We start from the raw sequence: 11,799 nt of genomic DNA on the forward strand, positions 1-11,799 counted from the left end.
TTCATGCCGCGCCTTTCGTCAGTGTGTGCCGCAGCCCGGCCACCATGTCCTGGAATGCGCCGCTGCGCTGCAGGTCGAGGCTGCGGGGCCGCGCGAAGGGGATGTCCACGGTCTCGACGATCCGCGCCGGCCGGGAAGCCAGAACCGCGACCCGGTCGGACAAAAAGGCGGCCTCGGCGATCGAATGGGTCACCAGGATCGTCGTCACATTCGCCCGCGCGCAGACCTCCAGCAGTTCCATGTTCAGCGTGTCGCGCGTCATCGCATCCAGGGCGCCGAACGGCTCGTCCAGCAGCAGAACCTGCGGATCCGTGACCAGCGCACGCGCCAGCGACGCACGCTGGCGCATCCCGCCCGAAAGCTGTCCGGGAGAGTGATCCGTGAACCGCTCCAGCCCCACCGCGGCGCAGATCCGGCGCGCGCGCTCCATCCGTTCGCGGCGGCCGACGCCCGCGGTCCGCAACGGCAGCGCGACGTTCTCGGCGACGGTGAACCAGGGAAACAGCCGCGCCTCCTGGAACATCATCGACACCGGGCGGGTCGCGGCGGCAGAGCGGCGCCCACCCGGCCAGACCGGGCGCCCGCGCACCAGCACCTCGCCCGCCGAGGGCGATTCCAGCCCGGCGATGATGCGCAGCAGCGTGGTCTTGCCGCAGCCCGACGGACCCAGCAGCGACAGGAACTCGCCCTGTGCCAGCGTCAGATTTGCATCCGTGATCGCGCGGACCGCCTCAGGTCCGTGGCCGAACACCTTGCTCAGCCCCGAGACGGTGATGTCGGGAGGGGTTTCCAACGCCATGTCCCGCATCACGCCAGCGCCCTGTCCAGCAGCGCGTTGGTATAAAGCGTTTCCGCATCCGGGGCGCTGTCGATCATGCCGGCGTCGTGCAGAAGCTGCACCGCCCCGGCCCAGACCTCGGGGACGTTGCGAAGCAGGTTTCCGGTCCCCTTGGCCATCCAGTTCTCGGCATTGGCGCCCAGATCGCGCCGGGCAGCCTCCAGGTCGTCGGCCCCCGAGACATCGTATTTCTCCACGATGGCCTTGATGATCGGCGCGGTGTCCCCGGCCGCGGCGATTTCCGCGGCGGCGCGGTGGGTGGCCTTGAGGAAGGCCACGAAGCTGTCGGGCCGGGTCTCGATCTCGGCGGGGTGTGCGACATAGACCTGCCCCGGCATCCCGTCGTCCATCGCCATCGCGTTCACGTTCTGGCGCGCAGCCTGGGCCAGCACCATCGACGAGGTGTTGCCGATGAACGCGCCCGCGCGTCCCGCCTCGATCAGCGCGAACGAGGCCGCGCTGTCGGCGACCTTGACCTTCGTCACCGCGGCCGGATCGACCCCGCTGCGGCGCAACAGAAGATCGAGCGTGCCCTCCATCGAGCCGCCGAGGCTCGCCATCCCGACGGTGCGCCCTTCCAGCTCGGCGACCGAGTTCACCGGGCTTTCCGTGGAGGAGATGACGTAGAAGGGCGAGACCTGCGCGATCGTCGCGATCGAGATCAGTGGCGCATTGTTGTTGATGCGCGAGACGATCATGTTCGTCCCTCCGGTCCGGCCCGCGTCCATCTGTCCGGCGATGACCATCTGCGACACCATCGCCGCGCCCTTCGCGGCCTCGATCTTCATCTGCAGGCCATTCTCGGCATAATAGCCCGCCACATCCGCATAAAGCACCGGGGCGAACGCCAGCGAATAGGAAAACGGGGTGATGAAGCGGAACGTCCCGTCCTGCCCGAGCGCGGGCCTGCCCGCCGCCAGCACCGCCAGCGAGGCCGCGGCGCTTCCCAGAAACCCGCGACGGTTCATGGTTCCTTGAATCATTGGTTCTCCTCCTTGCATGTTCGTGGCTGCGGCCCGATCAGCGGCAGCATCGCGCCGGGACGGGGATGCGCCGGGCGCTCAGATCTCCATCAGGTCGGCACCGACGACGATCCTGCCGCGATAGTGCCGGCTCACGCCTTCGGTCCAGTCCTCAGTCCGTTCCGCCGGGTCGTAGCCGGGGACGAAGTGGTTCAGCACCAGCGTGCCGACGCCGGCGGCCTCGGCGACGCGGCCTGCCTCCTCCGGTGTGGTGTGAATCGCGATGACCTTCTCGATCAGCTTCTCGGCGGCTTCGGCGGGGCGGCCCTGCTGGGCGAACTTGCGGCGGAACTGCTCGGCGGTGCGGTGGGGATCCACGATCTCGTGCACCAGCACGTCTACGCCTCTGGACAGGCCGACCAGCGCATCGCTTTCCGCCGTGTCGCCGCTGAACACGATCGCCCGGTCGGGCGTCTCGAAGCGGTAGGCATAAGAGAGATAGTGCACGCCGTCCTTGACGCCGCCATTCGGGTAATGCGTGTTCTCGATGCAGGTGACGCGGATGTTGTCGTCCTTGTAGACCTCGCCCGGTCCGGCAATGTCGTGCCCCATGAACAGCGCGGCCGGATCGTCGGCGCCGCCGCTGAAGGCCCGGCGCAGGTCGGCGCTGGGGCGGAAGTAATCCACGAAGGCCCGGATCATCCCTTCAGTGCCCGGCGGGCCGTAAGCGTGGACTTCTTCGGTGCGGCCGTTGGACCAGGCCAGCCCCATCAGTGTGCCCAGGTCGGCGTTGTGGTCGTCGTGGTGGTGGGTGATGAATATCCGGCCCACCCGCTGCACGCCGATCCCCGCCAGCATGAGCTGGCGCGCAACCCCGTTGCCCGCGTCGATGATATAAGGAGTGTCGTTCACGACCAGGACGCTGGCGGGCTGGTTGCGGTCCGGCAGTGGCGTCGGCCCGCCCCCGGTGCCCAGAAGGATCAGACGCGTCTGGCCGCTGCCTGCGGCAGACGGGGCGCCACCGGCCGGTGCGGTGGTTGGAGCGGTCTGCGCAAGGGCAGGAAGAGCGGGGGCAAGGCCTGCAGCGGCCAGCCATCGCAGTCCCTGGCGTCGGGTCATCATGGTCTTTCCTCCCTCTCGGTTTCCGCGGTTGCGCCGGGGCACTGTCTGCGCGCTTTCAGGCTGCGGCTGCGTCCGGGGGTTCCCCGCCGGATGGGGATCATGGATCAGGCCTGCGCCCGATCCAGCGCGTGCCAGGCGTCATAGCCATAGACCCAGTCCGCGTTCCCGCCCTGTTTCAGCCAGTCGTTGGCGAGCGACCCTTCCTGCACGCGCGTCGTCCGCGGTATGCGCGCCGCTGCATAGGCCTCGAGCGCCCGGGGCAAGGTCTCGACGCTTGCGCCCTCGATGGCGCGGGACAGCACGACAGCATCCTCGCAGGCCATGCAGGCACCCTGCGCCATGAACGGCACCATCGGATGGGCCGCGTCCCCCATCAGGGCGATCCGGCCTTCGGACCAGCGGGGCATGGGATCGCGCACGTGCAGCGCCGATCGCGTGACCTCGGTCAGCGCATCCAGCAAGGCGCGCGCCTCGGGGTGGAAGCCCTTGTAGATCGCGCGCAGCTCCGCGATGTCGCCGGGCAGGGTCCAGCCCTCATCGGTCCAGTCCTTCTGGCCCGTGGTCGCAAAGACAAAGATCTCTCTGCCCAGGTTCAGGGGAAAGGTGACGATCTGAAGGTCGGGCGTCGGTCCCCACCATTTCGTGAAGCTGTCGAGATTGGGGATGTCCGGCGCCGCCTCGCGCGGGAACACTCCGCGATAGGACACGAGACCGGTGAAGCGGGGACTGTCCTCTCCATAGAGGGCACGGCGCACGGGCGAATGGATGCCATCGGCGCCGATCACGAGATCACAGTCGAAACGGCTGCCGTCCGCGAACAGGATGCGGGGGCCATGCTCGTCCTGCTCGACCCCGGTGACGCGCGCCGAAAACCGGATCGTGCCCTTGGCAAGCTGGCTTTCAAGCGCCGCCAGCAGGTCGGCGCGGTGGATTGTCAGCTGAGGCGCGCCATATTTTTCCTCGGCGGCCGAGCTCATCGGCAAGCGCGATGTTTCCTCGCCCGAGTCCCAAGTGCGCGAGATGCGTGACTGCGGCCGTGCCGCCGTGCGCCGCAGGGCGTCGCCGATCCCCAGGCCATCCAGCGCGTGGACGGCGTTGGGGGTCAGGTTCACATCCGCCCCGATCCGGCCGAACTCGCGCGCCTGCTCGAATATCGCAACGTCGTGTCCCTGCTTCTGCAAGGCGATGGCGGCAGCCATGCCACCCACCCCGCCACCTGCGATTCCCACCTTCAGCATGCCTGAATCCACCACGAACGTTTCGTTATTGAACAGGTTGTTCATTATTTCACTAGGCCACGGGGATGCGCGGAGTCAACAAGATGATGAGGCAAGTTCCCGTTAGCGGTTGCGCCCCGCAGATGGGGGCGGCCGGCCTCGACCGTTCCCAGTGGTTCCGTGAGGCGCATCCCCGGTGCGAGCGCGGCGCCAGTTCCTGATATTCGCGGGTATTCAGCCGTCCACGCGACCTCGTCATCGCTGATCTCGCGGCGGACGAACGCTGGCGATCCGGCCAGCACCTGGCGGCGCCCCTGTGAAGCCCGCCTTTACGAAGGTGTTGGCCGTGACGATGCTGTCGGACCCATCCTCATTTAAGCGCCCCAGCGCTTGGCACTCGCCTTGCCCGCTCTCCGCGTATAGTTGTGCCGCGACCTGATCAGACGGACGACGCTATGACCACGCAGACCCTCGCCGCACACGACGACTATCTGATCACGCTGCATCCCTTCGCAGAACGGCAAGGCGGCCCGCTGGTGATCACGTTCGGGGCGCAGCCATCGAAGCGGACGGAGCAAGGATTCGGCACCAGCTACTGCGGGCTCAACCGATGGGATCACATCTTTGTCGCCCAGCGGGCGGGGACGCAAATACCAGGGGCTTTCGCTTGAGGCTTTCGTCGACGCCGTAGCCACGTGCGGCGCCGGTCGCGACGTGGTGTGCTATGGATCCAGCCTCGGGGCGTACTGCGCCCTCTACTACGGCGGTGCGATCGACTCCCGGATCATCGCCGCCGCGCCGCGCTTTCCGGCGTGGCCGCGGCGGGCGGACCCGAAATACGCCGATCTCGTCGTGACCCACCACGAGCTTTGGGAAGTGCCCCGCAGTTCGAAAGCACCAGTGCTGATCTATGACCGCTTCCTAAAGGGCGACGTCGCCACGATCGAGGAAATGGCGACCCGGGCCTATCCCGATGCTCGGCATGTTCAGACCGACTATGCCGGGCACGGTGTCCTGGTCGAGATGAGCCGGGCGAAGGTTCTGTCGCGGTTCATCAGGGCGCTGGTCGAGCGAGACGAAATCATCGACTTCGATCTGCCCACCGATTCGCCGGGGTACATGTTCACCAAGGCGAAGACGCTCATGCGAACGAACCCGGCGGAGGCGCGATCGCTGATGGAGCAGAGCCTCGAAAAGCACCCGTCCAAGCACGTCTTCCTGAACCTGATCAGCATGATGTTGCGGTCCGGCGAGATCGACGACGCAAGGGCGCTGGTCGAACGGGGGCGTTCCGACTCAACCGGAAAACTGCAACTGACGCCGCAGTTCGAGCGGATGTGCCGAGAGCATGGCATCATTCCCTGACGGCCGCCTCATGCACCGGGCAGCCTTCCGTCAGCCGCCCCGGCCAGCGCGGGTCGCCAAACGACACTCGACCACGGCGGCTCGTCACTCCGACTGCACCGGGCTTGGCGTGTCCGCCCCTCGGGCGCGCTCGATCTCGCGCCAGCGGGCCACGTTGCGCTCGTGCTCCTCCAGCGTGCGGGCGAAGGCGTGGCCGCCCGATCCGTCCGCGACAAAGAACAGATAGTCGCTGTCGTCGGGGTTCAGCGCCGCCGCGATGGCGGCGCGGCCGGGGTTGGCGATGGGGGTCGGCGGCAGCCCGTCGATGACATAGGTGTTATAGGGCGTGCGCCGCTGCAGCTCGGACCGGCGCAGCCCGCGGTCCAGCACCTCGCGCCCCTCGGTCACGCCATAGATGACCGTGGGGTCGGTCTGCAGTCGCATCCCCTGGCGCAGGCGGTTGACGAACACCGCCGCGACCTCGCCGCGTTCCTCGGGGATGCCGGTTTCCTTCTCGACGATGGACGCCATGATCAGCGCCTCCTCGGGCGTCTCATAGGGCAGGCCGAACGGCCGCGCCTCCCACGCCGCGGCCAGGATCGCGGCCTGCTGCGCGGTCATCTGCGCCAGGATCGCGCGCCGCTCGCCGCCCTTGCCGATCTCATAGGTGTCGGGGGCAAGGCTGCCCTCGGGCGGGACCGGGCCGGTGTCGCCGGTCAGCACCGGGGTCTGCTTCAGTGCCTCGACCACCTGCCAGCTGGTGACCCCTTCGGCCACCGCCAGCCGCAGCCGCGCGCCGGGCCTGTCCACCGCCTGCCGGATCGGCTCGGGCAGATCGCCCGCGGCCGGGTCGTGGCGGACCCGGTCCTCGTACCGGCCGTTCTCGGCGTTCAGGTCGCGCAGCACGACGGCGTTCTCGCGCACCCCGACGCGGAACACGACCTCGGTCCCGCAGGTGGACGGGCCGCCCGCGGTGATCGTGTCCACCACGTCCTTCATGCTGGCGCCGGGCGGCACCAGATAGCTGCCGAACTTGAGGCTGCCGGCCTTGCCGGTGTAATCCGCGCCGGTGCGCATGATATAGGGGCTTGTGATCACACCCTGCTGGGCCAGTTGCTGGCTGACGTCATACAGCTTGGCCCCCGCCGGAACCTCGACGCATTGCGCCACCGCGCTGGGTCCGGGCGCGACATACTGGCTGCGCCCCCACCCCACGGCGATGGACGCCGCGACCAGCAGCACGATCGCCAGCGTCAGAAAGTTCGAGGCGATGGCCCGCCACATCAGTCCGCGACCCGGCCCAGCACCAGGCTGGCGTTGGTCCCGCCAAAGCCGAAGCTGTTGGACAGCGCCACGTCGATCCTGCGCCGGACCGCCGCGTTCGCGGCCAGATCGACCGGCGTGTCGGCCACCGGATCGTCCAGGTTGATCGTCGGCGGCGCGATCTGGTCGCGGATCGCCAGGATGCAGAAGATCGCCTCGACCGCGCCCGCAGCACCCAGCAGGTGCCCGATCGAGGATTTCGTGGACGACATGGTGACGCGGCCCGCGTGTTCGCCCAGCAGCCGCTCGACGGCGCCCAGTTCGATCACGTCGGCCATGGTGCTGGTGCCGTGGGCGTTGATGTAGTCGACCGCCGACGGCTCCAGCCCCGCCCGCTTCAGCGCCGCGGCCATCGACCGGAACCCGCCGTCGCCGTCCTCGGACGGGGCGGTGATGTGATAGGCGTCGCCCGACATGCCGTAACCCAGCACCTCGGCGTAAATCTTCGCGCCACGCGCCTTGGCGTGCTCGTATTCCTCAAGCACGACGATGCCCGCGCCCTCGCCCATGACAAAGCCGTCGCGGTCGGCGTCCCAGGGGCGGCTGGCCGCCTGCGGGTCGTTGTCGCGCTTGGTGGACAGGGCCTTGCAGGCGTTGAACCCGGCGATGCCGATTTCGGATATGGGGGATTCCGCCCCGCCCGCCACCATCACGTCGGCGTCGCCGAAGGCGATCATCCGCGCCGCGTCGCCGATGGCATGCGCGCCGGTGGAACAGGCCGTAACGACCGCATGGTTCGGCCCCTTGAACCCGAACCGGATGCTGACCTGCCCGCTGACAAGGTTGATCAGCGCGCCGGGAATGAAGAACGGGCTGACCCGCTTGGGCCCGCGTTCCTTGATCAGCACGGCGGTGTCCGCGATCGACGTTAGCCCGCCGATGCCGCTGCCGATCATCACGCCGGTGCGCTCGCGCTCTTCGTCCGTCTCGGGCTGCCACCCGCTGTCGCGGACGGCCTGCACGGCGGCGGCCATGCCATACAGGATGAAATCGTCCACCTTGCGGCGGTCCTTCGGCTCCATCCACTCATCGGGGTTGAAGGTGCCGTCCCGGCCGTCGCCCAGCGGGATCTCGCAGGCGTATTTCGTCACCACCTGCGACGGATCGAACCGCGTGATCGGACCCGCGCCCGACTGCCCGTCCAGCAGGCGCCGCCACGTCTCCTCGACGCCCGATGCCAGCGGCGTGACCATTCCCAGCCCGGTGACGACAACCCTGCGCATGTGCGATATTCCCCTGCTGCAACGGCGCGATGCATACACGCAGGCCCCCGTTGCTGCAACGCACCCTGCGGCGACAGCCCGCGCTGCGGCCACGCCCGCGCGCGTGCCGGAACTTTCCCGCGGATTATCCCGTTGAAGCGGCAAGAAATCGGCCTAGTCTGCGGGCCGATGCCGCATGGCCGCCGCGCCCTGCCAACGCCGCCGAAAGGGAACCGCGCGATGAGCACACAGACACAGGCCAGCGCCCAGGCCGCGCTGCCCGAACTGCAGGCCGTGACCGCCGTCGTCCTGCCGGAACCCGCCGCGCAGGTCGTCACCCTGGACGAGGCGCCCGCCCCCGTGGCCGACGAGATCCGCCGCCGCATGGACGAGATCGACCTGCGCGACACCACCTCGATCGTGCATTTCGGCGCCCGCGCGCAGGCGGGCCTGCAGGAAATCAGCCAGTCGATGCTGGCCGACGTCAAGAACAAGGACGTGGGGCCGGCGGGCGACAGCCTGCGCGACATCGTGTCCACGATCCGCGGCTTTTCCGTCAGCGAGCTGGACGTGCGCCGCGAACGGTCCTGGTGGGAAAAGCTGCTGGGCCGCGCCGCGCCCTTTGCCAAGTTCGTGGCGAACTACGAGGAAATCCAGGGCCAGATCGACCGCATCACCGCCGACCTGGACAGCCACCAGCACCGGCTGTTGAAGGACATCAAGTCGCTGGACGTGCTGTATGACCGCACGCTGGATTTCTATGACGAACTCGCGCTCTATATCTCGGCGGGCGAGGAAAAGCTGCGCGAACTGGACGCAACGACCATCCCCGCCAAGGAGGCCGAGGTTCAGGCCAGCCCCACCGACGGTCAGGTGCTCGAGGCGCAGGAGCTGCGCGACCTGCGCACCCTGCGCGACGATCTGGAACGCCGCGTCCACGACCTGAAGCTGACGCGGCAGGTCACGATGCAGTCGCTGCCCTCGATCCGGCTGGTGCAGGAAAACGACAAGTCGCTGGTGACCAAGATCAGCTCGACGCTGGTGAACACCGTGCCGCTGTGGGAAACCCAGCTGGCGCAGGCGGTGACGATCCAGCGCGCGTCGCAGGCCGCGGGTGCGGTCCGTCAGGCCACCGACCTGACCAACGACCTGCTGACCGCCAACGCGAAGAACCTGCGCGACGCCAACGCCCGCATCCGCACCGAAACAGAACGCGGCCTTTTCGACATCGAATCGGTGCGTACCGCCAACGCCGAGCTGATCGCCACGATCGAGGACAGCCTGCGCATCGCCGACGAGGGCAAGGCCCGCCGCGCCGCCGCCGAGATGGAGCTGCAGAAGATGGAGGTCGAGCTGCGCCAGACGCTCGCCGCGTCAAGCGCGCGCCAGCAGGCGCCGGTCACGATGGGCGCGGCCACCGTGTCGCCGGGGGGCGGGCGTTCCGCCTGACCGACGGCCTTGAACGTCATGCCGCCCGCCCCGCACCTTCGCCCCGCCGCCCCCGCGCCGGGGCGTTGCGCCCTGCCGCGGCGCGGCGCGCTGGCGCTGGCCGTGCTGGCCGTGCTGGCCGCCTGCACGCCCGCTGCCCCGCCGCCTGCACCGACCACGCCGGCGCCGGCCGCGCGCCCCGACCGGCTGCGGCCCGTGCCGCCACCGCCCGTTCCGCAGGTGGCGGCCGCGACGCCCGCCAGCCTGACCATGACGCAGTATCTGGCCAGCGTTCAGGATGCGCTGGTGACGCGCGGGCAGCTGCGCACCGATTCGGGCGCGGCAGAGGACAGGCTGACGCCGGAAACGCTGGCCGAGAACTTTGTCCAGATCGCGCTGCGCGACGAATACATCCGCCAGGACGGCCAGCTCATCCCCCATTCGCACGCCGCCCCCTTGCGCCGCTGGACCGACCCGGTGCGCCTTGCGGTCGAGTTCGGGGCATCGGTCCCGCGCGGCCAGCGCGCCGGCGACCAGGCCCAGATCGCGTCCTTCGCCGCCCGCCTGTCGCGCGTCACCCGCCACCCCGTCGGCGTGGCGCCGTCGGGCAATTTCATCGTGCTGGTCGTGGCCGAGGATGAGCGCGCATCCATCGGCCCGCGCCTGTCGCGGCTGATCCCCGGCATCCCCACCGCCGACCTGGCCGCCATCGAATCGCTGTCGCCGCAGACCTATTGCACCGTCTTCGCCTATTCGCGCGGCAGCAGCGCCGCCTATGCCAACGCGGTCGCCGTGATCCGCGCCGAACTGCCCGACCGCCTGCGCCTCAGCTGCATCCACGAAGAGCTGGCGCAAGGCATGGGGCTCGCCAACGACAGCCCGACCGCGCGCCCCTCGATCTTCAACGACGACGAGGAGTTCGCCTATCTGACCGGCCATGACGAGCTGCTGCTGCAGATGCTCTATGACCCCCGCCTGCGCCCCGGCATGACCGAGGCCGAGGCCCGCCCCGTCGCCCTGGCCATCGCGGCGGAACTGCTGACAGGAACCCCGCCCGGTCCCGCGACTTGATCCACGCCGCTCGCCCTCTCGAAAGGACCACGACATGGCCATCCTCGACTTCCTGACCGGAGAGTTCATCGACGTCATCGAATGGACCGACGACACCCGCGACACGATGGTCTGGCGCTATGAGACGCGCGGCAATGCGATCAAATACGGCGCGAAACTGACCGTGCGCGAGGGGCAGGCGGCCGTCTTCGTCCACGAGGGCCAGATCGCCGACACCTTCGGGCCGGGGCTTTACCTGCTGGAAACCAACAACATGCCGGTGCTGACCCGGCTGCAGCACTGGCACCACGGGTTCCGCAGCCCCTTCAAGTCGGAAATCTATTTCGTCAGCACGACCCGGTTCAACGACCTGAAATGGGGCACCCGCAACCCGATCATCGCGCGCGATCCCGAGTTCGGCGCGGTCCGGCTGCGGGCCTTCGGCACCTATGCGATGCGCGTGACCGACCCCGCGCGGTTCATCGCGGAAATCGTCGGCACCGACGGCGAGTTCACCGCCGACGAGATCACCTTTCAGCTGCGCAACGTCATCGTCGAGGCGTTCTCGCGGCTGATCGCGGCATCCGGCATCCCGGTGCTGGACATGGCCGCCAACACCCGCTCGCTGGGGGAAATGGTGGTCAAGGCGATTCAGCCCACGGTCGCGCAATACGGCCTGACCCTGCCCGAGTTCTATGTCGAGAACATCAGCCTGCCCGACGAGGTGGAAAAGATGCTCGACAAGCGCACCTCGATGGGGATCGTCGGCGACCTGAACCGCTTTGGCCAGTATGCGCAGGCCGAGGCGATGCTGAACGCCTCGGCCCAGCCCGGCGGCATGGGCGCGGGGCTGGGCGCCGGGATGGGGGCGGCCATCGGCATGGGCATGGCGGGCGGCATGGGCGGCGGCGGGCTGCGCGGCCCGTGGGGCGCCATCCCCGCGCCCGCGCAGGCCCCCGCGCTGGCCCCGCAGAACCTGCCCGGCATGATCGCGCCGCCCGCGGGCGCGCCGGACATCCTGTGGCACGTCGCGCTGGAGGGCCAGGCCAGCGGCCCCTATGGCCGCGCCCATCTGGGCCGGCTGATGAACGAGGGGCGGTTCACCCGCGACACGCTGGTCTGGACGCCGGGACAGGACGGCTGGATGCCCGCCGACGAGGTGCCGGCGCTGGCGCAGCTGTTCACCATGCAGCCCCCGCCCCTTCCCGCGCCGCCCGCGCCCCCGCAAGGCTGACCGCCCGATCTTCTGGCCGCAAATATCCCGGGGGAATCGTCGTATACGACGATGGGGGCTGGCCCCCCGCCTCGTCCCC

11 protein-coding genes are annotated in these 11,799 nt (G+C 68.9%); 5 read left to right on the forward strand and 6 right to left on the reverse strand.

From position 1 onward, the window contains the following. Nucleotide 1: 1 nt before the first annotated feature. The 4 genes from EPA64_RS05615 to EPA64_RS05630 all read right to left on the reverse strand — a co-directional run bounded on the left by EPA64_RS05615 (nucleotide 2) and on the right by EPA64_RS05630 (nucleotide 4,160). A complete protein-coding gene (locus EPA64_RS05615; RefSeq protein WP_246026626.1) occupies nucleotides 2-808 on the reverse strand; it encodes an ABC transporter ATP-binding protein in 807 nt (268 codons plus the stop codon). After that, complete coding sequence (locus tag EPA64_RS05620) at nucleotides 808-1,821, reverse strand: ABC transporter substrate-binding protein (RefSeq protein ID WP_220443710.1); 1,014 nt, start codon at nucleotides 1,819-1,821, stop codon at nucleotides 808-810. The genes EPA64_RS05615 and EPA64_RS05620 overlap by 1 nt, the downstream gene beginning before the upstream one ends. A gap of 78 nt (nucleotides 1,822-1,899) precedes the next feature. Next, nucleotides 1,900-2,922, reverse strand: a complete 1,023-nt coding sequence (locus EPA64_RS05625) for an MBL fold metallo-hydrolase (protein WP_134725266.1) — start codon at nucleotides 2,920-2,922, stop codon at nucleotides 1,900-1,902. 104 nt (nucleotides 2,923-3,026) lie between these two features. Further along, the gene (locus EPA64_RS05630) at nucleotides 3,027-4,160 is read right to left on the reverse strand and encodes an FAD-dependent monooxygenase (protein WP_134725267.1); all 1,134 of its coding nucleotides are present in this window, start codon (nucleotides 4,158-4,160) and stop codon (nucleotides 3,027-3,029) included. 434 nt (nucleotides 4,161-4,594) lie between these two features. Here EPA64_RS05630 and EPA64_RS05635 point away from each other — a divergent pair, with 434 nt between their 5' ends. Next, the gene (locus tag EPA64_RS05635; RefSeq protein ID WP_134725268.1) at nucleotides 4,595-4,810 is read left to right on the forward strand and encodes a hypothetical protein; all 216 of its coding nucleotides are present in this window, start codon (nucleotides 4,595-4,597) and stop codon (nucleotides 4,808-4,810) included. Continuing rightward, entirely contained in the window at nucleotides 4,764-5,504 is a 741-nt protein-coding gene (locus EPA64_RS05640) for a tetratricopeptide repeat protein (RefSeq protein ID WP_134725269.1), read from the forward strand. The genes EPA64_RS05635 and EPA64_RS05640 overlap by 47 nt, the downstream gene beginning before the upstream one ends. Nucleotides 5,505-5,588: 84 nt before the next feature. Here EPA64_RS05640 and mltG read toward each other — a convergent pair whose 3' ends face one another. Continuing rightward, nucleotides 5,589-6,767, reverse strand: coding sequence for an endolytic transglycosylase MltG (gene mltG, locus EPA64_RS05645; RefSeq protein ID WP_134725270.1), 1,179 nt, complete (start codon nucleotides 6,765-6,767; stop codon nucleotides 5,589-5,591). Then, nucleotides 6,767-8,029, reverse strand: coding sequence for a beta-ketoacyl-ACP synthase II (fabF, locus tag EPA64_RS05650; RefSeq protein ID WP_134725271.1), 1,263 nt, complete (start codon nucleotides 8,027-8,029; stop codon nucleotides 6,767-6,769). The genes mltG and fabF overlap by 1 nt, the downstream gene beginning before the upstream one ends. A 219-nt stretch (nucleotides 8,030-8,248) precedes the next feature. Between fabF and EPA64_RS05655 the strand changes: the two genes are divergently transcribed. Genes EPA64_RS05655 through EPA64_RS05665 form a run of 3 tightly spaced genes read left to right on the forward strand, consistent with a single transcriptional unit; the run spans nucleotide 8,249 to nucleotide 11,720 of the window. Then, nucleotides 8,249-9,457 (forward strand): toxic anion resistance protein, encoded by a 1,209-nt coding sequence (locus EPA64_RS05655; RefSeq protein WP_134725272.1) that lies wholly within the window; start codon nucleotides 8,249-8,251, stop codon nucleotides 9,455-9,457. Nucleotides 9,458-9,475: 18 nt separating this feature from the next. Beyond that, nucleotides 9,476-10,507: a DUF2927 domain-containing protein gene (locus EPA64_RS05660; protein ID WP_134725273.1), complete on the forward strand. Its 1,032-nt coding sequence runs from the start codon at nucleotides 9,476-9,478 to the stop codon at nucleotides 10,505-10,507. Nucleotides 10,508-10,541: 34 nt separating this feature from the next. Next, nucleotides 10,542-11,720, forward strand: coding sequence for an SPFH domain-containing protein (locus EPA64_RS05665; RefSeq protein ID WP_134725274.1), 1,179 nt, complete (start codon nucleotides 10,542-10,544; stop codon nucleotides 11,718-11,720). Nucleotides 11,721-11,799 lie beyond the last annotated feature (79 nt).

The sequence above is a fragment of the Paracoccus luteus genome (assembly GCF_004522155.1).
GTDB lineage: Bacteria > Pseudomonadota > Alphaproteobacteria > Rhodobacterales > Rhodobacteraceae > Paracoccus > Paracoccus luteus.

Coding starts and splice junctions, on each gene's coding strand:
- EPA64_RS05625 (WP_134725266.1), bottom strand. CDS start 2,922: ATGATGACCCGACGCCAGGGACTGCGATGGCTGGCCGCTGCAGGCCTT.
- EPA64_RS05620 (WP_220443710.1), bottom strand. CDS start 1,821: ATGATTCAAGGAACCATGAACCGTCGCGGGTTTCTGGGAAGCGCCGCG.
- EPA64_RS05655 (WP_134725272.1), top strand. CDS start 8,249: ATGAGCACACAGACACAGGCCAGCGCCCAGGCCGCGCTGCCCGAACTG.
- EPA64_RS05615 (WP_246026626.1), bottom strand. CDS start 808: ATGCGGGACATGGCGTTGGAAACCCCTCCCGACATCACCGTCTCGGGG.
- EPA64_RS05665 (WP_134725274.1), top strand. CDS start 10,542: ATGGCCATCCTCGACTTCCTGACCGGAGAGTTCATCGACGTCATCGAA.
- EPA64_RS05635 (WP_134725268.1), top strand. CDS start 4,595: ATGACCACGCAGACCCTCGCCGCACACGACGACTATCTGATCACGCTG.
- EPA64_RS05660 (WP_134725273.1), top strand. CDS start 9,476: ATGCCGCCCGCCCCGCACCTTCGCCCCGCCGCCCCCGCGCCGGGGCGT.
- fabF (WP_134725271.1), bottom strand. CDS start 8,029: ATGCGCAGGGTTGTCGTCACCGGGCTGGGAATGGTCACGCCGCTGGCA.
- EPA64_RS05630 (WP_134725267.1), bottom strand. CDS start 4,160: ATGCTGAAGGTGGGAATCGCAGGTGGCGGGGTGGGTGGCATGGCTGCC.
- mltG (WP_134725270.1), bottom strand. CDS start 6,767: ATGTGGCGGGCCATCGCCTCGAACTTTCTGACGCTGGCGATCGTGCTG.